The 25,173-nt window shown below is 56.6% G+C and carries 26 protein-coding genes; 10 read left to right on the forward strand and 16 right to left on the reverse strand.

Going from position 1 to position 25,173, the window contains the following annotated elements:
* The 4 genes from FN806_RS17130 to FN806_RS17145 are packed head-to-tail and all read left to right on the forward strand — an operon-like array spanning position 1 to position 4,299.
* Complete coding sequence (locus FN806_RS17130) at positions 1–1,545, forward strand: trimethylamine methyltransferase family protein (protein ID WP_142639387.1); 1,545 nt, start codon at positions 1–3, stop codon at positions 1,543–1,545.
* Complete coding sequence (locus FN806_RS17135) at positions 1,546–2,220, forward strand: TetR/AcrR family transcriptional regulator (RefSeq protein WP_142639389.1); 675 nt, start codon at positions 1,546–1,548, stop codon at positions 2,218–2,220.
* The gene (locus FN806_RS17140) at positions 2,217–3,521 is read left to right on the forward strand and encodes an NAD(P)/FAD-dependent oxidoreductase (RefSeq protein ID WP_142639391.1); all 1,305 of its coding nucleotides are present in this window, start codon (positions 2,217–2,219) and stop codon (positions 3,519–3,521) included. Before FN806_RS17135 ends, FN806_RS17140 begins: the two co-directional genes overlap by 4 nt.
* Positions 3,522–3,576: 55 nt before the next feature.
* Complete coding sequence (locus tag FN806_RS17145) at positions 3,577–4,299, forward strand: hypothetical protein (protein WP_142639393.1); 723 nt, start codon at positions 3,577–3,579, stop codon at positions 4,297–4,299.
* 20 nt (positions 4,300–4,319) lie between these two features.
* On the opposite strand, the gene FN806_RS17150 is transcribed toward FN806_RS17145, so the two are convergent.
* The gene (locus FN806_RS17150) at positions 4,320–4,709 is read right to left on the reverse strand and encodes a DUF3307 domain-containing protein (RefSeq protein ID WP_416383939.1); all 390 of its coding nucleotides are present in this window, start codon (positions 4,707–4,709) and stop codon (positions 4,320–4,322) included.
* Positions 4,710–4,923: 214 nt separating this feature from the next.
* Between FN806_RS17150 and FN806_RS17155 the strand changes: the two genes are divergently transcribed.
* Complete coding sequence (locus FN806_RS17155) at positions 4,924–7,920, forward strand: ABC transporter transmembrane domain-containing protein (RefSeq protein ID WP_185956734.1); 2,997 nt, start codon at positions 4,924–4,926, stop codon at positions 7,918–7,920.
* On the opposite strand, the gene FN806_RS17160 is transcribed toward FN806_RS17155, so the two are convergent.
* From FN806_RS17160 to FN806_RS17200, 9 genes are all read right to left on the reverse strand, one after another.
* Positions 7,917–8,210, reverse strand: a complete 294-nt coding sequence (locus FN806_RS17160; RefSeq protein ID WP_142639497.1) for an ArsR/SmtB family transcription factor — start codon at positions 8,208–8,210, stop codon at positions 7,917–7,919. The genes FN806_RS17155 and FN806_RS17160 overlap by 4 nt on opposite strands.
* Positions 8,211–8,319: 109 nt before the next feature.
* Positions 8,320–9,552 carry a mandelate racemase/muconate lactonizing enzyme family protein gene (locus FN806_RS17165; RefSeq protein ID WP_142639397.1) on the reverse strand — a complete coding sequence of 411 codons (1,233 nt, stop codon included), beginning with the start codon at positions 9,550–9,552 and terminating at the stop codon, positions 8,320–8,322.
* 24 nt (positions 9,553–9,576) lie between these two features.
* Positions 9,577–10,671 carry a zinc-binding dehydrogenase gene (locus tag FN806_RS17170; RefSeq protein WP_142639499.1) on the reverse strand — a complete coding sequence of 365 codons (1,095 nt, stop codon included), beginning with the start codon at positions 10,669–10,671 and terminating at the stop codon, positions 9,577–9,579.
* An 82-nt stretch (positions 10,672–10,753) separates the two neighbouring features.
* The gene (locus FN806_RS17175; protein WP_142639399.1) at positions 10,754–11,953 is read right to left on the reverse strand and encodes a TCR/Tet family MFS transporter; all 1,200 of its coding nucleotides are present in this window, start codon (positions 11,951–11,953) and stop codon (positions 10,754–10,756) included.
* A gap of 73 nt (positions 11,954–12,026) precedes the next feature.
* Positions 12,027–12,752, reverse strand: coding sequence for an alpha/beta fold hydrolase (locus tag FN806_RS17180; protein WP_142639401.1), 726 nt, complete (start codon positions 12,750–12,752; stop codon positions 12,027–12,029).
* Between the two features lie 12 nt (positions 12,753–12,764).
* Complete coding sequence (pcaD, locus tag FN806_RS17185) at positions 12,765–13,553, reverse strand: 3-oxoadipate enol-lactonase (RefSeq protein ID WP_142639403.1); 789 nt, start codon at positions 13,551–13,553, stop codon at positions 12,765–12,767.
* A 57-nt stretch (positions 13,554–13,610) separates the two neighbouring features.
* Positions 13,611–14,585, reverse strand: a complete 975-nt coding sequence (locus FN806_RS17190; protein ID WP_142639405.1) for a threonine ammonia-lyase — start codon at positions 14,583–14,585, stop codon at positions 13,611–13,613.
* Positions 14,582–15,409, reverse strand: coding sequence for an alpha/beta fold hydrolase (locus FN806_RS17195; protein ID WP_142639407.1), 828 nt, complete (start codon positions 15,407–15,409; stop codon positions 14,582–14,584). Before FN806_RS17195 ends, FN806_RS17190 begins: the two co-directional genes overlap by 4 nt.
* Entirely contained in the window at positions 15,409–16,095 is a 687-nt protein-coding gene (locus FN806_RS17200; protein ID WP_142639409.1) for a haloacid dehalogenase type II, read from the reverse strand. Before FN806_RS17200 ends, FN806_RS17195 begins: the two co-directional genes overlap by 1 nt.
* Before the next feature lie 109 nt (positions 16,096–16,204).
* Here FN806_RS17200 and FN806_RS17205 point away from each other — a divergent pair, with 109 nt between their 5' ends.
* Entirely contained in the window at positions 16,205–16,633 is a 429-nt protein-coding gene (locus FN806_RS17205; RefSeq protein ID WP_142639411.1) for an FKBP-type peptidyl-prolyl cis-trans isomerase, read from the forward strand.
* 15 nt (positions 16,634–16,648) lie between these two features.
* Here the strand turns inward: FN806_RS17205 and FN806_RS17210 are convergent, their stop codons facing one another.
* The 4 genes from FN806_RS17210 to fabA are packed head-to-tail and all read right to left on the reverse strand — an operon-like array spanning position 16,649 to position 19,461.
* On the reverse strand, positions 16,649–16,834 hold the full coding sequence (locus FN806_RS17210; protein ID WP_142639413.1) for a hypothetical protein: 186 nt from the start codon (positions 16,832–16,834) through the stop codon (positions 16,649–16,651).
* A 59-nt stretch (positions 16,835–16,893) separates the two neighbouring features.
* On the reverse strand, positions 16,894–17,685 hold the full coding sequence (locus FN806_RS17215; protein WP_142639415.1) for an enoyl-ACP reductase FabI: 792 nt from the start codon (positions 17,683–17,685) through the stop codon (positions 16,894–16,896).
* Positions 17,686–17,690: 5 nt separating this feature from the next.
* Positions 17,691–18,920, reverse strand: coding sequence for a beta-ketoacyl-ACP synthase I (gene fabB, locus FN806_RS17220; RefSeq protein WP_142639417.1), 1,230 nt, complete (start codon positions 18,918–18,920; stop codon positions 17,691–17,693).
* A 31-nt stretch (positions 18,921–18,951) separates the two neighbouring features.
* Positions 18,952–19,461: a bifunctional 3-hydroxydecanoyl-ACP dehydratase/trans-2-decenoyl-ACP isomerase gene (gene fabA / locus FN806_RS17225; protein ID WP_142639419.1), complete on the reverse strand. Its 510-nt coding sequence runs from the start codon at positions 19,459–19,461 to the stop codon at positions 18,952–18,954.
* 187 nt (positions 19,462–19,648) lie between these two features.
* Here fabA and irrA point away from each other — a divergent pair, with 187 nt between their 5' ends.
* On the forward strand, positions 19,649–20,065 hold the full coding sequence (irrA, locus tag FN806_RS17230) for an iron response transcriptional regulator IrrA (protein ID WP_142639421.1): 417 nt from the start codon (positions 19,649–19,651) through the stop codon (positions 20,063–20,065).
* A 2-nt stretch (positions 20,066–20,067) separates the two neighbouring features.
* Here irrA and FN806_RS17235 read toward each other — a convergent pair whose 3' ends face one another.
* Complete coding sequence (locus tag FN806_RS17235) at positions 20,068–20,958, reverse strand: LysR family transcriptional regulator (protein ID WP_246097313.1); 891 nt, start codon at positions 20,956–20,958, stop codon at positions 20,068–20,070.
* 86 nt (positions 20,959–21,044) lie between these two features.
* On the opposite strand from FN806_RS17235, the gene FN806_RS17240 reads away from it, so the two are divergent.
* Positions 21,045–21,842: a phytanoyl-CoA dioxygenase family protein gene (locus tag FN806_RS17240; RefSeq protein WP_142639425.1), complete on the forward strand. Its 798-nt coding sequence runs from the start codon at positions 21,045–21,047 to the stop codon at positions 21,840–21,842.
* A gap of 5 nt (positions 21,843–21,847) precedes the next feature.
* Here the strand turns inward: FN806_RS17240 and FN806_RS17245 are convergent, their stop codons facing one another.
* Positions 21,848–22,711 (reverse strand): hypothetical protein, encoded by an 864-nt coding sequence (locus FN806_RS17245; RefSeq protein ID WP_142639501.1) that lies wholly within the window; start codon positions 22,709–22,711, stop codon positions 21,848–21,850.
* 121 nt (positions 22,712–22,832) lie between these two features.
* Between FN806_RS17245 and miaB the strand changes: the two genes are divergently transcribed.
* Both miaB and FN806_RS17255 read left to right on the forward strand, forming a co-directional pair.
* Positions 22,833–24,152 (forward strand): tRNA (N6-isopentenyl adenosine(37)-C2)-methylthiotransferase MiaB, encoded by a 1,320-nt coding sequence (gene miaB / locus FN806_RS17250; protein ID WP_142639426.1) that lies wholly within the window; start codon positions 22,833–22,835, stop codon positions 24,150–24,152.
* A gap of 182 nt (positions 24,153–24,334) precedes the next feature.
* Positions 24,335–25,099, forward strand: coding sequence for an outer membrane protein (locus tag FN806_RS17255; RefSeq protein WP_246097315.1), 765 nt, complete (start codon positions 24,335–24,337; stop codon positions 25,097–25,099).
* Positions 25,100–25,173: the final 74 nt, after the last annotated feature.

Below are 25,173 nucleotides of genomic sequence, written 5' to 3' on the forward strand. Positions count from 1 at the left end.
GTGTCGGCCAGCGATCAGGGACGCAGGCGCAGACGGCGCGGCGTGGATGCCGCGCCGCCGCCCGGTCGGGATATCAACTATCGCCAGCTGAAAAATCCTTTTCCACTGATGGAGGTCTTTCCCGCAGACCAGATCGCCGACATGCACGAAACCGCGCTGCGCATCTTGCAAGAGCTGGGTGTGAAAGTTCTGCTGCCCGAGGCGCGGAATATCTTTGCCAAAGCCGGCGCGCGCGTAGATGCCGATAGCGAGATGGTCTATATCGGTCGCGATATGGTCGAGGCTGCGGTGGCCTCGGCGCCGAAATCCATTGCCTGCCGGGCCGGTGCTCGGCAGAGGGATTTCACATTGGAACTGGGTAGCCTTGTGTTTCAACCGGGGGCAGGGGCCCCCAATGCCACCGATCTGGTGCGCGGGCGTCGCCCGGCGACGGGGCAGGATTATCTGGAGTTCCTGAAACTCACCCATCATTTCGACGTCTTTCAAATGATCTCGCCGCAGGTCGAACCGCAGGATGTCCCAACCCCTCTGCGGCACTATTTCACCACGCAGGCGCAGATGGAGCTGACAGACAAGTTCCCATTCTTCTTCTCGCGCGGGACACCGCAGGTGATGGATTGCTTTGAGATGCTGACGACCGCGCGGGGCCTGTCGGATGACGAATTTAGGACCCACCCGCACAGCTATACGATCATCAACACGAACAGCCCGCGCACGCTGGACATTCCGATGGCGCAGGGGCTGATCGACTTTGCTCGGCACGGGCAGATGTCAATCATCACGCCCTTCACGCTGATGGGGGCGATGGCACCGATCACGGTGGCGGGGGCCATCACCCTGTCCCATGCCGAGGCGTTGGCCGCACTGACCCTGACGCAATTGGCACGTCCCGGTGCGCCTGTGTGCTATGGCACTTTCACCAGCAATGTGGATATGAAATCCGGTGCTCCGGCCTTTGGAACGCCCTCGCATTTTCAGGCCTCACTGGCGGCCGGGCAGTTGGCGCGGCATCTGGGCCTGCCGTGGCGCTCGGCTGCGGGGTCGGCTTCAAACATCAATGATGTGCAGGCGGCAAATGAAAACCAGTTTGGCCTGTGGGGGTGCCTGATGGCCGGGGCGACGGTGATCATTCACTCGGCGGGATGGCTAGAGGGCGGATTGACCGTGTCCTTTGAAAAACTGGTCTGCGACGCCGAAGTGCTGAACATGGTGGCCGAGCTCTGCACCGGGGCGCAGGCTGGCGAGGCTGAAATTGGGTTCGACACCGCGCTAAGCGAGGTCGAGCCCAGCGGACATTTCTTTGCATCCAGCCAGACGATGGACCGCTATAATACCGAATTCTATGAGCCGCATGTCCATGATTATGCCAATTTCGGCACCTGGGCCGAGCGTGGATCGTTGGACGCAAACAGTCGTGCGACCGGTGTATGGAAGGAGATTTTGGCCAATTTTCAGCCACCTGAGCAAAACAGCGACCAGATTGGCGCGCTGAAGGACTTTATTGCCAAACGTACCGAAGAGGGCGGCGCGCCGCCGGAGAGTTAAATGAATACGAAACCCATCCTGCACCGGGACGACCCGGAAGCTGAACCGCTGATCGGAAATGTCAAGGTCACGCGCGACGACTGGCTGAACGTGGCGTTGGATGTGCTAATCTCGGACGGGGTCGATCAGATCAAGGTGATGAATCTGGCGGAACGGATGGCCGTGTCTCGGTCGTCCTTCTATTGGTACTTCAAATCGCGCCAGGAACTGCTGGATGCTCTTCTGGCACGGTGGCAGGCCACCAATACCGCGGCATTGGTCGCGCAGGCCGAAGCTCCGGCAAAGACGATAACCGGTGCGGTGTGCAATGTGCATCGCTGTGTCGTCAATACCGACCTGTTTGACACCGCGCTGGATTTCGCGGTGCGCGACTGGGCGCGCAAATCGGGCAAGGTGCGGCGCGCGCTGGACCAGTCTGACGCCCGACGGTTGCTAGCGCTGCACGCCATGTTTGCCCGCTTTGGCTATTCCGAGGTCGAGGCGGAAACCCGTGGGCGCGTGCTGTATTACATGCAGATAGGATACGATCTGGCGCAGCTGAATGAACCGATGTCCACACGGATATCAATGGTGCCGCATTATCTATATGTCTTCACCGGGGTCGAGCCGAGGCCAGAGGAAGTAGAAGAATTCAGCGCCTATTCGCGCCATCACTGGAAAGGAGAGCCATCATGAGTCAACCAGATGCAATCATCATCGGAACCGGTGTGATCGGGGCGGCCATCGCATTTGAAATGGCCAAGGTCGGGTGGAAAACCGTATCTCTTGACCGAAACGCTCAGGTTGGCCATGGCTCAACCGCCGGATCCTGCGCGATCATTCGGATGCATTATTCCACCTTTGACGGCACGGCATTCGCCTGGGAAGGCTATCATTATTGGCGCGACTGGGCCGAGTATCTTGGCCTGCCGCAAGGCGCCGATCTGGCCCAATTCCGCGAAACCGGCTGTCTGGTCATGAAGACCGAGGCGAACGGGCTGCTGGAAAAACACATGAGGAACAGCTCCGCGCTGAATTGCCCGTTCGAGGAATGGTCCCCCGAACAGGTCACCGACCGGCTGCCGGTCTATTCGCAGGACAGTTTTGCCCCCGCTCGTCACATGGATGACCCCGAGTTTGGGCAGCCCAACGGACGCAAGATGCAAGGCGGCGTTTACTGGCCTCAAGCCGGGTATGTCACCGATCCGGCCCTATCCGCACAGAACCTGATGGATGCCGCCAAACAGCACGGGGCCGAAGTGCGGACCGGGGCCGAAGTGGTCGAGATTTTGACTGATGACGGGCGAGTTTCTGGTGTCAGGTTGGCATCGGGAGAAGACATTCATGCGAAAGTTGTGGTTAACGTAGCCGGGCCGGGTTCGGCCATCATCAACGGGATGGCAGATGTTCTGGATGACATGACCATTCAGACCCGCCCCTTGCGCCAAGAGGTCGTTCACGTCCCTGCGCCCGAGGGGTTTGACTTTGAAAATGACGGGACAATCGTGTCGGACAGCGATATCGCCTGCTATTGCCGGCCAGAGCATGGCAACCACATCCTGGTGGGCTCGGAAGACCCCGAATGCGACCCACATCAATGGTGCGAAGATGACGTAACCTATAATCGTGACTTTACCGACCAGTGGACGACGCAAGCGATGCGCTATGCCCAGAGAGTGCCCAGTCTTGGCATTCCTTCCAAGACCCGCGGTGTGGTGGACCTGTATGATGCGTCTACGGATTGGATTCCGATCTATGACAAATCCAGCCTTCCCGGTTTTTATATGGCCTGCGGATCCAGTGGAAATCAGTACAAGAACGCGCCGATTGCAGGCAAGATGATGACGGCGCTGATCGGGTATTGCGAAGACGGCGCGGATCATGACAGTGCGCCGCTACAATTTGAACTGCCCTATATTGGACGCACAATCGATGTCGGTTTCTATTCCCGCAAGCGCCCGATCAACAAAGAAAGCAGTTTTTCCGTTTTGGGCTAGCCGACGCGTCCTGATGCACTAGCATTCACGGGATCGAGTTGAGCCCGGACGCATAATGACCAAATCGAAGAACAAGGTTCTGATCCTCGGCAGCGCCCCCACCGCGCTGCGTGCGCGGGACTGGGCGCGTACGCCGTTCACGCATATCGTCGCTATCAACAATGCCTGGCGGGTCCGCGCAGACTGGGATTTTCTGATCCACCCCGAGGATTTCCCGACCAAGAACATGCCCACATCTGTCAGTGACATCCAGCGTATAGTCACTGCAAATGAATACGTTCCGATACAGAATGGTTTCGGTGGGTTTGTCTATGCCGGGGGAACGATGGCCTTTACCGCCGGATACTGGGCTTTGTCTGCATTACAGCCCTCGGTTCTGGCTTATTGCGGTTGCGATATGATCTATTCCGGACAGGGTCGGACGCATTTCTACGGCAACGGAGCCGCAGATCCGTTGCGATCCGATGTGACCTTGCGACTGCTTGAGGCGAAGTCGGCGCGACTAGGATTGTTTGCTGCGGCGCAGGGCTGTCGCACAGTGCGATTGTTCGAAGGGCCAAGCCGACTGGTTTACCCCTCGGTCGACAGCGAAGATTTGTCTTCGGTCGAGATGCCTTCTACATCGGGGATGGCTGAGATCATACGGTCGGAGTCGGATCTTGGATATTTCGTGGAGTCTGGCCGGTACTGGGAAGTTGAGACCGAGTTCGACCCGCAGAAAATCGATGCCATAGACCAGCGGTGGCTATCGCTCTATCCATCGGCCACTCAGCTCTGAATTGCTGTGGTAATTCTGGTTCAGGCCGCGAATGTCGCCCAGGCCCAGACCATTGCCACATAGGTCAGATTATGCATGCACTGATCCAGCCCGGCTGCCCGCCAAAAGGCTGCCTGGGTTGGCATAAGCTGTTTTTTGTCGGAATAGCTGGCTTTGGCAAAGTCGATATTGAAATGAACGATCCACTCTAGCCCGGCAATGATTACGATAAACGGCAGCGGGGTGCCGAATACCAAGAAAACCAACACCGACCCAATAACATGCACAGCGGCATGTTGGGCGCGTCCCCAGTGAAAATATTCGCCTCGGCCGGACAGCATCTTAGGCGTCTGGAGGTAAAAATCTGCAAACATATGTTTGATCTGCAATAAGCAGAGCATCAATAACACAGTGCCTAGAGTGGCAGGCAAATGAATCCTCCCGATATCGTCCTGAAGCAAACAGTAGGGGCTAATGTGAGGTTGCGCAAATGAACTTGTTCACATTCGGCAAATATCTGTTCAATTCGGAAACTATTTGCGTCTGCAGGCTTGATTGCGGTAAATTCAGACTGTTGAATTTACGAGAATTTCGTAAAGACCGGGTCAGTGATCCGCAGCAGGGGCAGGTTCCATAGAACGCACGATTTTCCGTTTTATCTGGAAATATTCAAAGCGCGACCAGCTGATTTTGCTGGCCGTAACCACGTCTTTGTTTCCGCTGCTATACCTGACGCTGGAACTGCCCAAGCGCATCATCAATGACGCGATCGGGGCTGCGACCCCTGTTGTTGATGTGCTGGGCTACAGCCTGTCGCAAACGAATTTTCTGATCATATTATGCATTGGGTTTCTGCTCGCCGTTCTGGCGCATGGTTTGATGAAAATGCGCATCAACACCATGAAAGGCGTCCTGAGCGAACGGATGCTGCGCCGATTCCGGTATCAGATGATCAGCCGCGCCTTGAGATTTCCGCAACCCTATTTCGAACGGGTCAGCCAAGGCGAAATGGTGTCGATGATCACCGCTGAAAGCGAGCCGATGGGTGGGCTGATGGGCGATGCGATCAGCCAGCCGGTATTGCAGGCGGGACAGATGATCACGATACTGTCCTTCCTGTTCCTACAGAGCTTTTGGTTCGGGCTTGCTGCCGTTTCCCTGATCCCGTTACAGGCCTGGTTGATCCCAAAGCTGCAGCGCCAGATCAATCTGTTGAACAAAAGCCGCATCCAGGAAGTGCGCGTGCTGGCTGCACAGATTGGTGAAAACGCAGCAGGTGCGTCAACGCTGCGGGCAAATGGCGGCTGGCGGTATCGCCGGGCCATGATCTCGGATCAGCTGGGCCGGTTGTTTGAAATCCGCTTCGATATCTACCAGAAAAAGTTCTTTATGAAGTTCATCAACAACTTCATTTCGCAGCTTACCCCATTCCTGTTCTATCTGGTTGGCGGCATTCTGGTCTTGCAGGGCTCGGTCTCGTTGGGGGCGTTGGTTGCGGCTTTGGCGGCTTACAAGGACCTCAGTTCGCCTTGGAAAGAGTTGCTCACATATTACAACCAGACACAGGATATGTCCCTGCGCTGGGATGTTGTGATCGAACGCTTTGCACCCTCTGGAATGCAGGACGAAAGCCTGTTCGAAGGCGAGCCCGACAAACATCCCAGGCTGGACGGGGATATTGTTCTGAAACATGCGTCTGTTCGTGACATGGACGGGAATCTGGTTCTGGACGACCTCGATCTGACATTCCCAGGCGGTAAAACCATCGGAATCGCTGCGCCCAGCGAAGAAGACCGGCGCGCGATTTCGGAATTGCTGACCCGAGAGATCCTGCCCAGTTCCGGCAGGGTAACGGTCGGGCAGGAAGATTTGTCAAAGCTGCATCAGGGAGTCATTGCTGCGCGGATCGGTTTTGCCTCATCGCGACCGGTTATGTTCCAGGGAACTTTGGGCGACAATGTGATGATGCCGATGCGTCTTCGTCCTCTGTCGACAGAATCAGACGACCCCGGCTTTGCTGAAACAAGACGAGCGGGCAACAGTACCGACCCGTTTAGAGTTGATTGGCTGGACCCGTCGCTGGCTGGTTTGAACACCGTGGAAGACCTGCGCGACTGGTGGTTACAACTGATCGACGGTCTAGGTTCGGGCGCTGCCCTGTTTCAGCGCGGTGCTGAACAGACATTCGAAGCCAACGAGCACCCCGAGTTGGTCAGAAAACTGGTTGAACTACGGCCCAAAGTTCAGGAGGCGGTGGTCAAGGCTGGGCTGCAACAGCAGGCTCTGATCTTTGACCGCAATGCATATAATGCCGCCTTGCCGGTCGCGGAAAACCTGCTTTTCGCGACACCCTGCGTTCCGGTCACTCAGGAAATACTGACCCGTCAGGGCGTGTTTTTGGGGCAGCTGCGCGAGCTGGGCTTGGACGAAACCCTGGTCAGCCTGACGCGCGATGTCATTGATATGTTGCGCCAGATATTTGGGTTGGACGGCACGGACCACCCGTTGTTCCGCAAGCTTGGCCTGCAGGCCGAAGTCTACGAAGCTGCAGTCGAACTGGTAGAGCGCACCCGAAACGAAGGTGTCAGCGGTCTGGATGATGGGCAACTGGCCAACCTTCTGGCGGTTCCGTTTGTCATCTCGGCAGAACAGATTGGCCCCGCGTTTACGGATGAATTGAAAAACCGCATACTTGAATTGCGGCAAAGCCACTCCGAAAAGCTGCTGCAACATCTGAATGATGTCTTCGTGCCGCTGAAGGAAACCGAGTTTGCCCCCGGTCTGACCGTGATGGAGAACGCTCTATTTGGTAAGGTCAGCCAGATCGGCGGCGCGCGATCAGATGAGGTCCGTAAGCTGATCGTTGATGTCCTTTCTGAAAACGGAGCCCGACCTTTGGTGGTCGAGCTGATTTACGATGTACCGGTCTCGCTGGGCGGGCAGAACCTGCCTGCGGTTTTCGCCGAACCTTTGGCCTTTACGCGGGCTACGATCAAGAAACCCGACATTCTGATCCTGGATAATGCCTTGGCAAGCTATGACATGGAAACTCAGATTGCGGTCTATAAGAACCTGCGCGCCCTGTTGCCAAATGCGACGGTGATTTATCTGAACGATCAGTACGAAAACCCTGACGTATTCGACATGTTCATAGAAATAAGGCAAGGTCGTGTGGTTTCAGACGAAGGACCCGCCGACGTGGAAGAAGATAGCGCAGCATCAGCCGATTTGGCGCGCAAGCTTCGTGCGCTGGAACAGACGCCGCTGTTTTCCGGTCTTGACCGCAGGCAGCTGCGCCTTCTGGCATTTGGTGCGCGCTGGTTCCAGGCTCAACCGGGAGAGGTGGTGTTCCTGAAAGACGACCAGCCCACCGATGGGGCCTATGTCGTTTTGGAAGGCGAGGCAGGCCTGTATTTGCCGCAACCAGAAGGTCCCGATCAACTGATCGCAACGGTTGGCTCCGGCGCATTGGTCGGAGAGTTGGGGTTGATCCGAAAGGAACCCCGCGCCCTGAGCATGATTGCGGAAACCGACCTGTCTTGTCTGCGTATCGGTGAGGAAGAATTCCTGGCCGTGGTCGAAAACGATGCCGCAACCGCTTTCAAGCTGATGCAGGTGATCGCCGGCTATGTTTCGAACTAGGGGTTGGCTTCAGGTTTGCAGAACAGGTCGTATAGCAGCTGGATGACTTTCGCTGTATTTCCGTCCTGCAGGGAATAGTAGATGGTTTTGCCATCGCGCCGTGTCGACACCAGCTGTTCTTCTCGTAGGCGTGCCAACATCTGACTGACTGCGGCCTGCCGGATTTGCAGCAGTTTTTCCAGCTCACCAACCGATTTCTCGCCATCACCCAGATGGCACAAAATCATCAGGCGGCCTTCATGCGCCAGCGTCTTAAGGTACGCGGCGGCACGTGCTGCACTTTCCTGCATGCCGGGCGGAGTTTCGTCCGAATTCAGTGTTTCGTGGTCTTGAACTGTCACGTGCGTATTGGTTCCAAACTTGGCTTTGGCGCAATATGACTCAGAATTTCAGTACTTGTCACCCCTTTGCAGCAGGGGCACCGCCCTGAAAGGCGTTGCCGTTGGCATAGTCGCAAGGTTCTTCCTGCATCTGAAGGTGCAACCCATCGCCGGTATAGGGGTGTGAGCGGGCCAGATCTTCGTCCACTTCGATCCCCAACCCTGGCGCATTAGGTGCCACGACAAAGCCATTTTCAACGCGCAGTGAACCTTTGATCAAAGCGTCGTGATACGGCGTATCAATGGTTTCCAGCAACAGCAGATTTGGGATTGAGGCTGCCAGATGGATGTTGGCGGCCCATTCAACTGGACCAGCATAGAGATGCGGAGCCATTTGGGCGTTGAATATCTCGGCCATGGCTGCGACTTTCTTCATCTCCCATATCCCACCTGCACGCCCAAGGGCGGGTTGCAGGATTTCTGCTGCACCTGCGCGCAAAACTGCACCGAATTCGGCTTTGGTGGTCATGCGTTCCCCGGTTGCCACGGGTATTCGCACGTTGCGAGCGACGCGGGCCATGTCTTCGATCATGTCAGGTGGGGTAGGTTCTTCGAACCAAAGCGGTGAATAGGGTTCCAGCGCCTGACCCAGCCGGATTGCGCCTGCGGTGTTGAACTGACCGTGGGTGCCAAACAACAGGTCGGCCTTGTCGCCGACCGCTTCACGGATCGCTTTGCAAAAGGCAACTGACATCGAGATGTCGGACATAGCAGGCATATGCCCGCCACGGATCGTGTAGGGACCAGCGGGATCAAATTTTACTGCCGTGAAGCCGCGGCTCACCATTTCAGCTGCACATTCCGCGGCCTGGTCGGGCGAAGTCCAAAAGTCGGCCAGGTCATGCCGGGGCAGGGGGTAAAGGTAGGTGTAGGCCCGGATGCGTTGATTAACCAGCCCACCCAAAAGCGCATAAACCGGACGGTCGCGATCTTTACCCAGAATGTCCCAACACGCGATTTCTAGCCCTGAAAACGCACCCATTACGGTCAGGTCGGGGCGCTGGGTAAAACCGCTGGAATAGACGCGGCGGAACATAAGCTCGATGTTCTCGGGGTTCTCGCCGAGCATATGCCGTTCAAAGACATCCCGGATTACGTGACACATAGCTTCAGGTCCAATGGATGAAGCATAGCATTCGCCCCAACCGGTGACGCCTGTGTCGGTGGTAACCTTTACCAGTATCCAGTACCGGCCACCCCAACCCGGAGCAGGGGGGGCCGTGACAATGATATCGAGATCCTGCAGTTTCATAGGATATACTCCAGCCGGGGCTGCTTAGGCCCTGTCAAACATGATGACGTTTCGTTTGGCCGATCCGGTTTTGGTATCCGCAATCGCCTCGTTGATTTGCGACAAGGACCAGCGGCCCGAGATCAGTTCATCCAGCCTCAGCCGCCCCTGTTCATACAGGTCGATCATCCAGGGAATATCACGTTGGATCACCACATCCCCCATCTTTGACCCGATCAGCCCCTGACCAAGTGCGGCCAGGACAACAGGTTCATAGCTTGCCATGTCGCCGGAATGGGGCATCCCGATCATGATGGCCTTACCGCCTCGGCCAAGATAGCGAACGGCCTGGTCATAGGCCGGGATTGCACCGACTGTGATCAGCACGGCATCGGCCCCTCGACCGCCAAGTGCGCGGTAAGCTGCCTTCCATGGTGCGTCCAAAGTGGCCAGAACGCCGTGGGTTGCACCAAATTCCTTTGCAATGGCCAGTTTGTCCTCGGTTATGTCGACCGCAACGATACGCCGGGCACCCGCAATCCGTGCGCCTTGTATGGCGTTCAGGCCAACGCCTCCGGCCCCGATCACGACGACATCCTGACCCGGGCGCAGACCGGCGGCATTCACGGCAGCGCCCACACCGGTGATTACCCCGCAAGACAGCAGACTGGCCACATCCTTTGGCAGGGCCTCGGGAATTCTCACGATCTGCCGGTGGCTGACCACGACTTTTTCGGCAAAAGCCCCGCACGCCATTGCTTGCTCCAGCGGGCCCCCGTCAGCGGTGCGCAACGGACCTTTTACAGTGTCGTGGGGTGTTTCACATAAGGTTGGCTTGCCACCCGCGCAGGAGGGGCAGGAACCGCATGCACGGATCAGCGTCACCACGACGGAATCGCCAACCTCGAACCCTTCGGTCATGCCGCCCGTTGCGGTGATCACACCCGCGGCCTCATGGCCATAAACAGCGGGCAGGAATCCACCCCAGGCGCCGCTGGCGAAAGAAATGTCGGAATGGCAGATCGCAACCGCATCCAGGGTGACCTCGACTTCGCCGGCGGCGGGCGGGGCGATCAGCACGTCTTCTATGACCAGGGGTTTGTCGAATGCCCGACATACGGCCGCCTTGATGGATTGCATGATGTCCTCGTATTCGGTTTTAATCACGGTGGCGCGGTTCGGAATGACCTGCAAGGCCGAAACCGTCATCGTCATGTCGTTGTTATGCAGAAATGGGGCGAGATCTGTAAAAGAGGATAAGGCCGACAATCATAAGGCACATGGCCAGAAGAAACGGCGCGCCGGGAAAATAGATGGCGGAGCCGGGCTTTGCGAACCAGGCAAATACGCTGCTCATGACCAGAGGGGAAATCACCATGGAAAGCGCGTGCAGTGAAGTTAGCACGCCCTGAAGCTCTCCTTGTTGCGAATCTGGTGTTGCGCGCGAGGCCAGAGCCTGGATTGCCGGGGTTGCGACTGCGCCGATAGCCGTGATCGGGATCAGCATCAGCGCGATTATTCCATTAGTCAGAAAAGCCAGAAGCAGAAAGCTGACAATCTCGAACACCATCCCGAGAAGGATTGTTACGCGTTCGCCGAGAAAACGTGTGGCGGGGCGTATCAATCCGCCCTGAACCGCGGCCATTCCAATTCCATAAAGACCCAGCGACACACCAATCATCTGGGGTGACCATCCAAAACGCTCGGCGGTGAAATAGGCCCAAATGGCCGGATAGACGTAGATTGAGACTGAATAGAGGAAATAGACCCACAACATCGGACGGATTCCCGGCAGCGCCGCGATGGCACGCAATGAATTCACGGGGTTAGCGCGGCGCAGGCTGAACGGGCGCCGGTTCTTATCGGTCACCGTTTCAGGCATCACCATCAAACCGACGCCGAATGTTATGGCCGAAAGCGCTGCGGCAGCCCAGAAGGGCGCACGGGTTCCATATTCGCTCAGCAATCCGCCGATGACCGGACCCAGGACAAAGCCAACCCCGAATGCCGCCCCTAACAGACCGAAGTTCGCAGCTTTTTCGTGGGGTTTCGACACATCCGCCATGAACGCCGCGGCGGTGGAATGAGTTGCGGCTGTGATCCCGCCGACGATCCGACCGGCAAGTAATAGCCAAATACTGCCAGCAAGCGCCATGACCACATAGTCCAGCGACATAACAAACAGCGATACCAACAATACACCCCTGCGCCCGAAAGCGTCAGACAGGTTGCCCAGGATCGGTCCAAAGATAAATTGCATCGCTGCAAAAGCGGTGCTTAGGACGCCGCCCCAGATCGCCGCGCTGGCCAGCGTACCACCCTGAACATCAATAATGAGCTCGGGCATAATGGGCAGCACAAGGCCAATCCCCATTGCATCAATCATGACAGTGGCAAGAACAAACAGGAAAGGTAAGCGCATGGGAACCGACAAAGAAAGTTTCGGGCACCCTATCGGGGGTCAGGTTCAGAGGAAAGCCGCAAGATTTCGCAGATCAGTCAAGAGTATCAAAGCCCTGCGCGATGTCGTCCAATAGATCGGCCAGTTTTTCAGGGTGCGAAAAGAATGGCGAATGAGAGCTTTGGATGGAATGGCGCATTCCCTCGGGCATGCTGAGGCTCATGATGTGCTGGTATTCAGGCGGGATGGTATGGTCGTCGAGTGTTCGGATATATGCTTTGGGCATATCCTGAAAATGTGCTGTCAGGGTAAGCCGTGTCTCCTGAGGTGCAATGGCCTGCGGGCAAAGCCGAGCCAGCGCATAGAGCAGGACCTCTTCCGGGCAGTCGTGGTAAAACAAGGCCTTCACGCTATCGGGTTTGACCGTATAGGACAGCCCGTCAGTCGATTTTTCGACGGCATCAACTATTGTTTGCCGCGGTGATTTCCGGCGCATCTCGACCATCGACAATCCGTTCTCGGGGACGTAGGCGGACAGGAAAATAAGTCCGCGCATCGCATCCGGTCTCAATTCGGCGGCGGCACTAATGGGGTATCCCCCCCAAGAATGGCCGACGATGATCGTATCCGATCTGCTCGCAGCCAGAACGGCGTTCCGGCAACTGTCCAGGGTCACCTGGTCGATCGACGTCGGGTCAGATCCGTGGCTGGGCATATCAATTGCGCGGACCGAATGGCCGCGTGTTTCAAGTGCTGGGATCAAATCTCTCCAACACCAGGCACCATGGCATGAGCCATGGACCAACAGAAAATCCGCCAAAGCAATGCTCCTTCAGATATGACCGATGCCAGTCAAAAAGTCTTTTAGTAGGGCCGCGTATTCAATGGGTTGTTCGACGCAGGGCAGATGGCCCGCTTTGCGTATCAATTCGAAACGGGCACCGGGAATAAGATCAATGGTTTCTTTTACTAGATCCGGCGGGGTAGAGCCATCCTCGCTGCCCGCAATGCCCAAAGTCGGCAAACGCAGGCCACTTGTCGGCGTGTAAAAATCGGTTCCGGAAATGGCGGCGCAACATCCCAGATAACCTTCAACAGGTTGCCGCACCATCATGTTGCGCCATAGCAGGTGCTGGGGCGACGCGTGGAAAGCCCGCGAGAACCAGCGCTCCATAGTTGAGTCGGCTAACATTTCGATGCCGCCGATCCGGACGGCTTCTATACGGTCCGCCCAAATCGCCGGGGTGGCTATTTTGGCCGCTGTATTTGACAGAACCAGCCCGCGAATCAAATCCAGGCGTTTGACGGCCAGACCCTGCGCGACCATCCCGCCGATGGACAGACCGACAAAAACGCAATCTCGGACCTTTAGGTGATCCAGAAGGCCTTCGGCATCGCGGATCAGCGCCCCCATCGAATAGGGCGCCTGAGGCGCCGAGGACAGGCCATGCCCGCGTTTGTCGTATCGAATGACTCGCAGCCCCTCAGGCAGGTATGGCAGCATCGCATCCCACAGGCGCAGATCGGTGCCCAGCGAGTTCGCGAACACGATCGGCGCGCCTTGTGGGTCGCCGTCGATCCGGTAATGAAGCTGTACATCCCCAAGGTCAGCTATCTGCATAAAAATCCTTTGTCTTTGCATGCTGAACTGACACGCTGCCGGAACCGACGGCGGTTGTCAGGTCAGGAACTCCATAGCTTTGGCAAAAACGTCCGGGTCCGCATTGCCACCCGATGCGACAATGATAACGGCGTCTCCTTGAATTTCGGACCTGCGAAACAGCGCTGCGGCCAGGGAAACCGCACCACCCGGTTCAAGCACTATCTTCAGGCGCAGAAAGGCCAAAGCCATGGCGCGCATCGCCTCTTCTTCGGTCACAGACAGGCCGGGACCGCACAGCCGTTGCAGGATCGGGAAGGTGATATCGCCGGGTTGCGGGGTCAGAATGGCGTCGCAGATATTGCCAGATGTGGCCGCGTTGTTCTGTATTCGTCCCAGCGCCAACGAGTGTTTGACGTCGTCAAACCCTTCGGGCTCGCAGGGGCGGGCGCGCAGACCGGGTGCGTGCCCCTCGAGCGCAAGCGCAATACCCGAGGTCAACCCCCCGCCGCCGCAACAGACCAGCACATCAGCCTGTTCGACGCCCAGCACAGCCGCCTGGCGCGCGATTTCCAACCCGGTTGTGCCTTGCCCGGCTATCACAAGCGGTTCATCATAGGGGCGGATCAGGGTCAGGCCACGCTTGGCCGCCACGGCCTCCCCGATTTCTTCGCGGCTTTCATTGGAGCGGTCGTACAGAACCACCTCGGCCCCCAGAGCGCGCGTGTTGTCGATTTTGAGCTTTGGGGCATCCGAGGGCATGATGATAACAGCCGAAATACCATGCCGTGCGGCGGCATAAGCCACGCCCTGAGCATGATTGCCCGAGGAATAGGCGATCACACCTTTCTTTCGGTCTGCTTCACTGAGGCCCGAAATGGCCGACCACGCCCCGCGAAACTTGAAACTGCCGGTGTGCTGCAGGCATTCCGGTTTTACCAACACGCGGCGACCCGCGATTTCATCCAAAAACGGAGAGGTCAGGATTGGTGTTTCTCTGACGTGCCCTTGCAGACGCAGGGCTGCGGCTTCGATCATTTCAAGTGTGCTCATGCCGCGTCCAGTACTTTGCGAATAACGCCCAATGATTGAGGTTCGTCCAGAAACGGCACGTGTCCGCGATCGGGCACGGTAGCCGAGATCAACCCCGGGTGCCGGTTCTGCATCTCGGCCAATGTCTGCGCGCTCAGAAGATCGGAATTTTCACCGCGAATGACACCCGTTGGGATGTCTTGCAGGGCCTCGAAGAAAATCCACATATCCGGGATTGCCCCGGCTGCGGCCTGTTCCAGCAGCGCTGTGCGCAGGGCCGGGTCATAGCGCAGGGTCAAACCTTCTGTCGTTTCCTGATTTTGAAATTCAGCCATCTGCCGCCATCTTTTCAGTGAAATCCCTGGAAACTGCGGGCCCATCATGTGCTGAAGCGCCTGCGCGGCCTCGTCATAGGTTTTCGAGACCGGTTGCTTGCCGACATATTCCATTATTTTGGCGATGCCCGATGGGTTAAAGACTGGACCAACATCATTGAGCACAACAGCCGCCAGCCGCTTTGGGTGGGTGGTGGCCAAGGTCATCGCGATCAGGCCTCCACGTGAGGTCCCAATCACGGTCACTTGATCCAGGTCAAGATGATCCAGCAGATCGATCACGTCTTGAGATTCGCGTAACAGGCTATAGTTCCCGTGATCCGAGTCATGCTCGGATTGCCCGCGCCCGCGATAATCCATCGCGATCATCCGCCAATCGGTCATGTGCGGGGCAAGAAATGAGAAATCCCGGCTGTTTCGGGTAAGGCCTGCCAGACACAGGACCGGCCTGCCGCTCCCGGTGTCTTCGAAATAGAGGCGTTTGCCGTCGTTGGTCGAAAAAAAGGGCATCAGAGTCCTGCAAGTTCCGGAATGGATGTCAGGTCGGACAGTACATGCGTTGGCTGCCATGGCAATCGATCCATTGGTTCGTTCGCACGGTTGACCCAGGCGGTGACGAAACCATAGCCACTGGCCCCCGCCGCGTCCCAGCCATTTGAGCTGACGAACAAGACTTCGTCGCGCTGGCAGCCGAACCTCTGGGCGACCAGATCATAAACCTTGGCATGCGGTTTGAAGACGCCGACGCTTTCGACCGACAGAATATCATCCAGAACGCCGCTTATACCTGCTGATTGAACCGCACCATCCAGCATCGGCGGTGATCCGTTCGACAAGATCGCAGTCTGCATCCCGCCGGCCTTCAGGGTGGCCAGCATTTCGGGAACCTCGGGATAGGCCTGCAATTCCCAGTAGAGATCAAGCAGGCGCTGGCGTAGGGCAGGGTGCTGGTCCAGCCCCGTTGCCTCTAGTGCCCAATCCAGACCGTCTTGGGTGATGTCCCAGAAATCTGCATGTGCATCGGCCACCGCACGCAGCCAGGTGTATTGCAACTGTTTCAGGCGCCAGTGATTGGCCAGATCCGGCCATTTCTGCTGTAACGCCTCAAAGCCGGGTTCTGATGCAGCTTGCCTTGCGGCTGCGGCCACATCGAACAACGTGCCGTATGCATCAAAAATGCAGGTTGTGATCGGCATCAATTCCCCTCCGTTCATTCGGTGCAGGTTTGCAAAAGTGCTAAGGGTTTACAATGTTGCTTCATTGCCTAGGTTTGACCGCTCAATTTTTTATCGGCCGGAGGCCAAAATGACAGCGATAAAACAGGGCGACACAGTTCGCATCCACTATACCGGTACGTTGCAGGACGGGAATGTCTTTGACAGTTCACAAGGGCGCGATCCGCTGGAATTCGAGGTGGGGTCCGGGCAGATCATTCCCGGATTGGACAGTGCTATGCCTGGTCTGGTGGCCGGGGACAAAAAACGTGTCGAGATCGCCTGCGTTGATGCTTATGGGCCGATCAATCCCGAAATGCGCCAGAGCATTCCACGCGAAGGTATTCCGGACGACATCCCGCTTGAACCCGGCACCCAGTTACAGATGCAAACGCCCGAAGGGCACGCATTGCCGGTAACTGTTGTCGAGGCTGATGAGGTGACCGTCACGCTGGACGCGAACCATCCTCTGGCCGGAAGGGACCTGATTTTCGAAATCGAAGTGGTTTCGGTGAATTGAGTTTCGTGATCTGGATCAGCCTGAAAACAGGCTGGTCCATGATGCAAAGATCTCGCGTACATGCGGCTGAGTGAAGAATACAAACAGCATCAGCAGCATTGTTAGGGTCATCAAGGCGACGCGGCCCCTAAACCCCAGAAAACCCGGTTTTCGGCGGGAAACCCGCTTGCTGCTGGCGATGATTTGCTCTGCTTTGTTCATGCAACTATCCCTGCCTGCGAAAGATGGTCAAATCTTGGCACTGACAGGGAAAGAAATGGTCACATATGGTCCGGTTGAGGCATTCCCAGAACGTGGAAGCCACCATCAACACGAATAACTTCGCCCGAGGTGCAGGCCCCCGCATCCGAAGCCAGATAAACCGCGGTGCCGCCGACAGCCTCAAGCGTGGCATTGCTGCGCATCGGTGCGTTCTGGTCGCAGAACTTGAAGGTCTTGCGGGCCCCACCGATGGCCGCACCGGCCAGAGTTTTCATCGGACCCGGAGAGATTGCGTTCACCCGGATTCCGTCAGGTCCAAGATCGTTGGCCAGATAACGGGTCGCTGATTCCAGCGCAGCTTTGGCCACACCCATTACGTTGTAGTTGGGCACAACCCGGTTAGACCCCTGATAGGTCAGCGTCAGGATCGTGCCGCCGTTTTCTTTCATCATCGGATAGGCGCGGCGGGCCACTTCGATCAGCGAATAGGCCGAAATATCCATCGAATTCTTGAAATTAGCCCGGCTGGTGTCCAGGAACCGTCCGGTTAGTTCGGACTTGTCGGAATAGGCGACGGCGTGGACCACAAAATCTATGGTGGGCCAGCGCTGGGCAAGCTCGTCAAAAGCGCGATCCAACGACTCGTCATCGGTGACGTCCGCATCGACCATGAAATCGCTGCCAAGGCTCTGCGCCAGCGGTTCCAGCCGCTTTCCGAATGCCTCGCCCTGATAGGTGAATGCCAATTCGGCGCCCGCTTCGTGCATGGCTTTTGCGATGCCCCATGCAATCGAACGGTCATTCGCCACGCCCATAACGAGGCCGCGTTTGCCTTTCATTAGATCTGACATTCCATTCACCCGTTATACTTTGAAAGAACCATGGACCCGTTCGTCCCACCAAAGCCGAAGCTGTTGGTCATGACGCTGTCCAAACCTGCATTTTCAACTAGCTGAGTTGCAATTTCTCCGGGCTGGATGCCCTCGGCAAGCGTGTCGACGTTGATCGACGGCGTTATAAAATCATGTTCCAGCATCAAAAGGCAGAAAATAGCCTCCAGCGCGCCAGCCGCACCTTGTGCATGGCCTGTCATCGACTTGGTCGAGGAAATCGGCGGCACGCTACCCTCGCCAAAAATACGGCGTACAGCTTCGACTTCGCCGACATCTCCGACCGGGGTCGAGGTGCCATGGGCATTGATGTAGTCGACCTTGCGTCCTTCGGGCAGGGTGTCCAGCGCCAGACGCATGGCGCGTTCGCCACCTTCGCCAGATGGGGCTACCATGTCGTGACCGTCGGAGGTTGCTGCAAAACCCGTCACTTCAGCATAGATTTTGGCGCCGCGTGCCAATGCGTGTTCCAGATCTTCCAGCACGACAATACCGCCTCCGCCGGATATCACGAACCCGTCGCGGTCTTGGTCGAATGCACGAGAAGCTTTTTCGGGCGCATCGTTGTATTTCGACGACATCGCACCCATTGCATCGAACAGACAGGACAAGGTCCAGTCCAGCTCTTCCCCGCCGCCCGCGAACATTACATCTTGTTTGCCCATCATGATCTGCTCTGCGGCATTGCCGATGCAATGCAGCGAGGTCGAACAGGCCGAAGTGATCGAGTAATTGATGCCCTTGATCTTGAAGGCGGTCGCAAGGTTGGCCGAAATGGTTGAGCACATGCATTTAGGAACTGCAAACGGACCGATTCGCTTGGTTGCCCCGTTTTTCAGAACGGTCTGATGCGCCGTCAGCATGGCGCTGGTCGACGGTCCGCCCGATCCGGCGACAAGGCCGGTACGTGGGTTGGCAACCTGGTCTTCGGTCAATCCTGAATCGGCAATCGCCTGGCTCATTGCGATATGCGCATAGGCCGCTCCGGGACCCATAAAGCGCAGGGTGCGCTTGTCCACATGTTCGCTAACGTCGATTTTGAGCGACCCGGCGATCTGGCTGCGAAAGCCATGTTCGACCATCTGGTCATTGGCCACGATGCCGGACTTGCCGGCCTTGAGTGAGGTTAGAACCTCTTCGGCATTGTTCCCGATGGAAGAGACAACTCCCAAGCCGGTGACAACTACTCGACGCATGTGCGTGCTCCTTATTTGGGGCCGGTCAGGCTCAGGCTTCGGACAAAACTACTTTCATGTCCTTGACATCGTAAATCATCTCACCGTCGGCTTCGACGATACCATCTGCGACACCCATAGTCAGGCGGCGGGTCTGGATCGCTTTCTTGAAGTCGATTTTATAGGTCAGCATCTTGCGGTCCGGGCGTACCATACCTGTCAGCTTGACTTCGCCCACTCCAACGGCCATGCCGCGCCCTTGCCAGCCGCGCCAGCCCAGGTTGAATCCGGTCAGCTGCCACAAACCGTCCAGGCCCAAGCAGCCGGGCATGATCGGGTTGCCGGGGAAATGGCAATCAAAGAACCAAAGGTCGGGCGTAATGTCGAATTCAGCAAGAATATGACCTTTGCCATGGGCGCCACCATCGGCCGAAATCTCGGTGATCCGATCCATCATCAACATCGGCGGGGCGGGCAACTGTGCGTTCCCGGGGCCGAATAGTTCGCCGCGGGCGCATTTCAGCAGATCGTCCTTGTCAAAGCTGCTTGGGAATTGGGCCATTCTGCGCCTCTCCTGCCAGGGGTCTTTCCATCTAATTTGGTCTCGTCTAGCACCCGTATGCAAGGTCCTGCAAGAGCAGTGGCCTACATCATGTTGTGTTTACATTATTCTCTGCGAATGAAATTCATTTGAAATTACCTGACTACAGCACTTATATATACCTCAGCAACAAATTGGTATTGGACTGATGACAGCAGATTGCCAGAGCATAGCCACAGGTTGGTTGGTTCACGCCGGATTGCGTCCGACGCGTCAGCGCGTAGCTTTGGCAGAGCTGCTGGTCGGTGATGGCCGCCATCGCCACGTCACCGCCGAAAGCCTGTTTGAGTCGGCCAAACAGAACGGAGATGCTGTTTCTCTGGCGACGGTTTACAACACGTTGCGCGCCTTTTGCGATGCCGGGGTTCTGCAAGAAATTACCGTTGACGGATCGAAAAGCTATTTCGACACCAACACGCATGATCATCCGCATTTCTATTGGGAAGATGAGGGCCGGCTCAGCGATGCTCCGTCCGAACAGCTGGTCATCCAGCGACTGCCCGACGCGCCTGAAGGGGTTGAGATCGCGTCAGTCGACGTTGTGATCCGTCTGCGTAAAAAGTAAGCTTACGTCATCAGTCCAGTTAGGATGTGCTGTGCCTTTTCGCTATGCGGATCCATAGGGCCTGTTCCATGCCGTGCCACAACAACGGGTTCTGCTGCGATTTCATCTGACACAGGTATGCTGACCAACGGCATCCCGTCATAGCTGGTCTTGGCAGGAATGTTGGCATAGCTGATGGCAACGCCTTCTCCATGCGCCGCGAGGCTGCGTTGGATCTCGGGCGACGCGGCCCGATGTGCGACATTGGGGTTCTGCCCAAGTTGACGGAAGAGACTCAGGAAATGCTGCGCAGATAGTCCCTCGTTCGATAGGATCAGGGGGTAGGCCATTACATCCTGCAATGATACCTGCGCCCGATTGGCCAAGGGGTGGCCTTTTGTCATAACCGCGATTGGTCGATTGGTGAACAAGGTGGTCGTGGAAAAGGCCGCATCCAGTGTCAGACCATAAGTCAAGGCAAGGTCGATCTCACCATTGACGAGGCCGGAAATCAGGCCCTGAAATTCGTCTACGCGATACGTGATATCAACTTCGGGCATGTTCTGTCGCAGGCTATGCAGAGCTTTTGCCAGCAGGAAAGGCGCGAGGTCGTCGAAACAGCCCAGACGCAGGCGCGTGGTTGCGGTCCCGTCTGTTCCAGAATTTTCCAAACGTGCGGCACGTGTCAGCAGAGCCTCTGCGTTTTCAATAAAGCTGCGTCCCTGCGGTGTCAGCGCCATAGCCGCTCCGCGCTTTCGGATAAACAGCGGATAGCCCAACTGGTCTTCGACCCGGGTTAGCGCATTCGACAGGGCTGGCTGCGAAACATTTAGATGCAACGCTGCAGCAGACAGGCTGCCATGCCGTCCGATGGCGCAGACATATTCATATTGGCGCAGGGTAACGTATAACATAAGATTAACTATACATTTCAAAGATATTATTTGAATAGATGAAAATTTCATGAGCAAATTCAGGTTAAATTCGAACGGAGGCGCAGATGGCACACCCCCTGGTTACGCAAGAGATGATTGACACATACCAACAGGACGGCGTGGTTCTGATCAAAGGTTTGTTCGCCGACTACGTGGATACGTTGCGTGACGGCATCGCGGCCAATATGGCTGAACCCGGACCATATGCGTCGGACAACCAAAAACAGGGCGAAACCGGTCTGTTCTTTGATGATTACTGCAACTGGTCGCGTATCGAACAGTTCCAGAACGTGATACACAATTCACCGGCAGCCGAGGTCGCAGCGGATCTGATGCAGTCGCAAACCGTACAAATGTTCCATGACCATGTTCTGGTGAAAGAACCAGGCACGTCGATGGCAACGCCGTGGCACCAGGATGGGCCATATTATTTCGTCGAGGGCCGTCAGACGATCAGTTTCTGGTCGCCATTGGACCCAGTGACACAGGCCACCCTTCGTTGTGTGGCAGGTTCACATAGATGGGAGAAAGAGGTTCTGCCCACGCGCTGGGTCTCGGAAGAAGGGTTTTTCGCGGATGAAGGCCAGTACATCCCCATTCCCGACCCCGATGCCGAAGGTATGAGGGTGGTTGAATTCGAAATGGAACCCGGTGACGCGGTTGCCTTCAACTACCGTACGCTGCATGGCGCGCGTGGAAACCAGTCTGACAGCCGCCGCCGTGCTTTTTCCTTGCGGTTGGTTGGGGAGGATGCGCGATATGTGGAACGTCCGGGGCGCACCTCGCCTCCGTTTCCGGGCCACGACATGCAGCCCGGGCAGCGTTTGCGGGAAGATTGGTTCCCGGTTCTGCTGCGACGCTGAGCTGCCTAGAACCACTGCCCCGATTCGATGAGCCCCAGTTCCAACAGCTGCTGGGATGACCACTGGAACCGAGCCGAGTTGCGCCAGCGGAAACTGGGGATGTCGAAGGTCGACCCCGCGTTGCTTTTAAGCGCCTTGGCTGCGCGGAAAGAACAGATCGCCGCCGTCAGATTGTGGTGCCAGGGGCAGGAATAGGTGTTGTACTCGGGCTCATTGAACGTGTGGTCGGGCAGTAACAACAGATCATTTCGCGATTTGAACAGCCCGATTCTGTCGATGCGGCGGCGTTCATAGGGGATGTGATCTTCGAACCGCCAGCGCAAACCGCCGGATATGTCCAGCTGTCTTTCCAGCGGGTGTCCTTCAGCGTTGTGTCGGGCATGTGCGTAATACCCGGTGCTGTCCAGCATGGCTTGGTCAGGGGCAACCCCGTTTGGAAAGGCGCCCAAGTCATCAGCATACAGGTCGATCACATGGGTTAGCATGGCGTTTCGGCGTTCTTCGGTGTGAAAGGCCAGCAACTCGCCAATCGTGCGCGTTTCGCAGAAGGGGAAGAACAGGTATTCAGCGTTATAGCAGTAATACATCCAAAGGTCAGGAGCGGCCTGGATGACCTGATTAACCGTGTCAAAGACGACGGTTCTCGGTGCGCAGGTCAGTGTCACTCTGTGGATACGCTCGGTCAGTTTAGGATCCAGCGTAAAGGCTTCGGGCATGAACACGATCAGTGACTTGAAGCCAAGGTTCAGATGGTGCCAGATGGTACCGTCGATCTCGACATCGTCTTCGGCGAAGATCATCGCAACCGGACCTTTGGCCAACGCGGCCTTGCCGGATTGAAGGAAAGAAGTGAGACTGTCGTACTGCATTGCCTGTCCGGCCCCGTCCATCTGGAGTTTTCGGCCAAAATCGGGTAATCGCGCTGGCATTGCAAGCGGCGTTCGTTGGGTATAGATGACGCCGATCCCGCGAACGCAAAGGCCCAACCCCATGTCAGAACCCAAAAAGCTGTACATCAAGACCTATGGTTGCCAGATGAACGTCTATGACAGCGAGCGTATGGCCGAGACCCTGGGGGGGCAGGGCTATGTCGAAACCCAGAGCCCGGATGACGCGGATATGATTCTGCTGAACACCTGTCACATCCGGGAAAAAGCAGCCGAAAAGGTCTATTCCGAGCTGGGGCGTTTCAAAGGGTTGAAAGCCGAAAAACCCGATCTCAAGATCGGGGTCGCGGGCTGCGTCGCGCAGGCCGAGGGCGAAGAAATCATGCGCCGTCAGCCCCTGGTCGATCTGGTGGTTGGCCCGCAAAGCTATCACCGTCTGCCTGAGATGGAAGCCAAGACGCGCGAAGGCGCCAAGGCACTGGACACGGATTTCCCCGAAGAGGACAAGTTCGAAAAGCTCAAGAATCGTCCCAAAGCCAAACGTGGCCCCACCGCTTTTCTGACCGTTCAGGAAGGCTGCGATAAATTCTGTGCCTTCTGTGTCGTGCCCTATACCCGAGGCGCCGAAGTCAGCCGTCCGGTGGACCGTATCGTCCGCGAGGCACAGGATCTGGTCGAACGTGGCGTGCGTGAGATCACTCTGCTGGGTCAGAACGTCAACGCCTATCACGGTGCTGGACCGAACGGCGACATGACGCTGGCGGGACTGATCTGGGAGTTGAACAAGGTCGACGGGCTAGAGCGCATCCGCTTTACCACGTCGCACCCGAACGACATGGCCGACGACCTGATCGAGGCGCACGGCACCTGCGAAAAACTGATGCCCTATCTTCATTTACCGGTCCAGTCGGGTTCGGATCGCATTCTGAAGCGGATGAACCGCAGTCACACAGCCGAAAGCTATTTGCGCCTGATCGAGCGTATCCGCGCTGCGCGTCCGGATATTGTCATGTCTGGTGATTTCATCGTTGGGTTCCCTGAAGAAACCGACGAAGATTTTCAGGCCACCATGGATTTGGTCGAACAGATCAAATACGGCTATGCCTATTCGTTCAAGTATTCGACGCGCCCGGGAACGCCCGCAGCCGAGCGGTCTCAGGTTGATCCTGGGGTGGCGGATGACCGCCTACAGCGGCTGCAGGGATTGATCACGCGTCATCAGCGCGAAATTCAGGATGCCATGGTTGGACGCAAAGTCCGCGTTCTGTTCGAAAAAACCGGTCGGTTGCCGGGACAGATGGTGGGAAAATCTGAATATCTTCATTCGGTTCACGTCTCTGATGCGGATGTGGAAATCGGCGCGTTGCGGGACGTTTTGATCATCGGATCAGGTGCGAATTCTCTGGCGGGGCAGTTGCTCTGACCCGTCCTTTATCTGTGATGCGGATACCATCGCTGGTATTTGTTTCCAAGATTTACCCTTGATTTATCACTTGGAATTATGTTCCGAGAAAAGTCAGGTTTTTTCGGGGCCTAGGCTAACGCCTCCTGAAACGGCATATCAGTGCTGATCCTGGTGTCGGATCGGGATGACGGAGGGTGCGAGTGAAAAATTTGAAAGTTAGTGCAGGGCCTAATATCAGGGTTGCCCTTCCCGCAATGGCCACGTTGTTTCTGGTACTCAATTCCGCTGCCGCAGGGAATCTGGATCCGGATTTATCTGAACCGCCGGTAATATCGTCAGCACGGTATGGCAGCGATGTCAGCGCCTTCTATCTGGGCTTGACAGCCGGCTATTCGACCAGCGGCTCGGACCGCTTTGGCCTGACGACACCTACAGATACGTTTGCTGTCGGCGAATTGGACCTCACCGGCAGTTACGGTGGTATTCGGGGCGGTTGGCGCGGTCTTCTGCCCGCAAAAGGCGGCCGTGACTACGTCTATGGTGTCGAGTTGGGCTATGATTTCGGATCTCTGGACGATGAAGTGTCGACGCAGATCGGAACCTCGGTCGTCAATGGCGGTTCAGAGATTTCGGATGTCATCTCAATTCGCTTTCGGAACGGTCTGACAAACCCAAGTGGCAGAGTGTTATACTTTATTTCCGTTGGTTACGTGCATGGCGATATAACCACGACCAGTTCGATTACATCCGGGGCAACAACCCAGTCCTTTCAGGATAAAGACAGTCGAAAAGGGTTCTCGGCCAGCATTGGCGCCGAGCACAAATTGAATGAGAACTGGTCGATCACTGGGGAATATGAATACGTCCGGTTCGATTCTGAAACCGTCGAATTTGACAACGGGTTTACGACCAAATCGACGCCCCGTTACCGTGGTTTGCGGTTTGGCCTGAACTATCAGTTCTAGGTTTGCCTGTATAGAACGTTCGCGGTGCCTCCAACTTGATCGGCGGTTTTACCATTCTGCACGGAAAATTTGAA

Source organism: Ruegeria faecimaris (assembly GCF_900182615.1).
Taxonomy (GTDB): Bacteria; Pseudomonadota; Alphaproteobacteria; order Rhodobacterales; family Rhodobacteraceae; genus Ruegeria; species Ruegeria faecimaris.

Coding starts and splice junctions, on each gene's coding strand:
- FN806_RS17160 (WP_142639497.1), bottom strand. CDS start 8,210: ATGCAGGAAAGTGCAGCACGTGCCGCCGCGTACCTTAAGACGCTGGCG.
- FN806_RS17215 (WP_142639415.1), bottom strand. CDS start 17,685: ATGTCAGATCTAATGAAAGGCAAACGCGGCCTCGTTATGGGCGTGGCG.
- fabA (WP_142639419.1), bottom strand. CDS start 19,461: ATGGCCCAATTCCCAAGCAGCTTTGACAAGGACGATCTGCTGAAATGC.
- FN806_RS17210 (WP_142639413.1), bottom strand. CDS start 16,834: ATGAACAAAGCAGAGCAAATCATCGCCAGCAGCAAGCGGGTTTCCCGC.
- FN806_RS17135 (WP_142639389.1), top strand. CDS start 1,546: ATGAATACGAAACCCATCCTGCACCGGGACGACCCGGAAGCTGAACCG.
- miaB (WP_142639426.1), top strand. CDS start 22,833: ATGTCAGAACCCAAAAAGCTGTACATCAAGACCTATGGTTGCCAGATG.
- FN806_RS17165 (WP_142639397.1), bottom strand. CDS start 9,552: ATGAAACTGCAGGATCTCGATATCATTGTCACGGCCCCCCCTGCTCCG.
- fabB (WP_142639417.1), bottom strand. CDS start 18,920: ATGCGTCGAGTAGTTGTCACCGGCTTGGGAGTTGTCTCTTCCATCGGG.
- pcaD (WP_142639403.1), bottom strand. CDS start 13,553: ATGCAGATAGCTGACCTTGGGGATGTACAGCTTCATTACCGGATCGAC.
- FN806_RS17170 (WP_142639499.1), bottom strand. CDS start 10,671: ATGCAATCCATCAAGGCGGCCGTATGTCGGGCATTCGACAAACCCCTG.
- FN806_RS17245 (WP_142639501.1), bottom strand. CDS start 22,711: ATGCAGTACGACAGTCTCACTTCTTTCCTTCAATCCGGCAAGGCCGCG.
- FN806_RS17140 (WP_142639391.1), top strand. CDS start 2,217: ATGAGTCAACCAGATGCAATCATCATCGGAACCGGTGTGATCGGGGCG.
- FN806_RS17235 (WP_246097313.1), bottom strand. CDS start 20,958: ATGTTATACGTTACCCTGCGCCAATATGAATATGTCTGCGCCATCGGA.
- FN806_RS17205 (WP_142639411.1), top strand. CDS start 16,205: ATGACAGCGATAAAACAGGGCGACACAGTTCGCATCCACTATACCGGT.
- FN806_RS17240 (WP_142639425.1), top strand. CDS start 21,045: ATGGCACACCCCCTGGTTACGCAAGAGATGATTGACACATACCAACAG.
- FN806_RS17190 (WP_142639405.1), bottom strand. CDS start 14,585: ATGAGCACACTTGAAATGATCGAAGCCGCAGCCCTGCGTCTGCAAGGG.
- FN806_RS17145 (WP_142639393.1), top strand. CDS start 3,577: ATGACCAAATCGAAGAACAAGGTTCTGATCCTCGGCAGCGCCCCCACC.
- FN806_RS17175 (WP_142639399.1), bottom strand. CDS start 11,953: ATGCGCTTACCTTTCCTGTTTGTTCTTGCCACTGTCATGATTGATGCA.
- FN806_RS17195 (WP_142639407.1), bottom strand. CDS start 15,409: ATGCCCTTTTTTTCGACCAACGACGGCAAACGCCTCTATTTCGAAGAC.
- irrA (WP_142639421.1), top strand. CDS start 19,649: ATGACAGCAGATTGCCAGAGCATAGCCACAGGTTGGTTGGTTCACGCC.
- FN806_RS17200 (WP_142639409.1), bottom strand. CDS start 16,095: ATGCCGATCACAACCTGCATTTTTGATGCATACGGCACGTTGTTCGAT.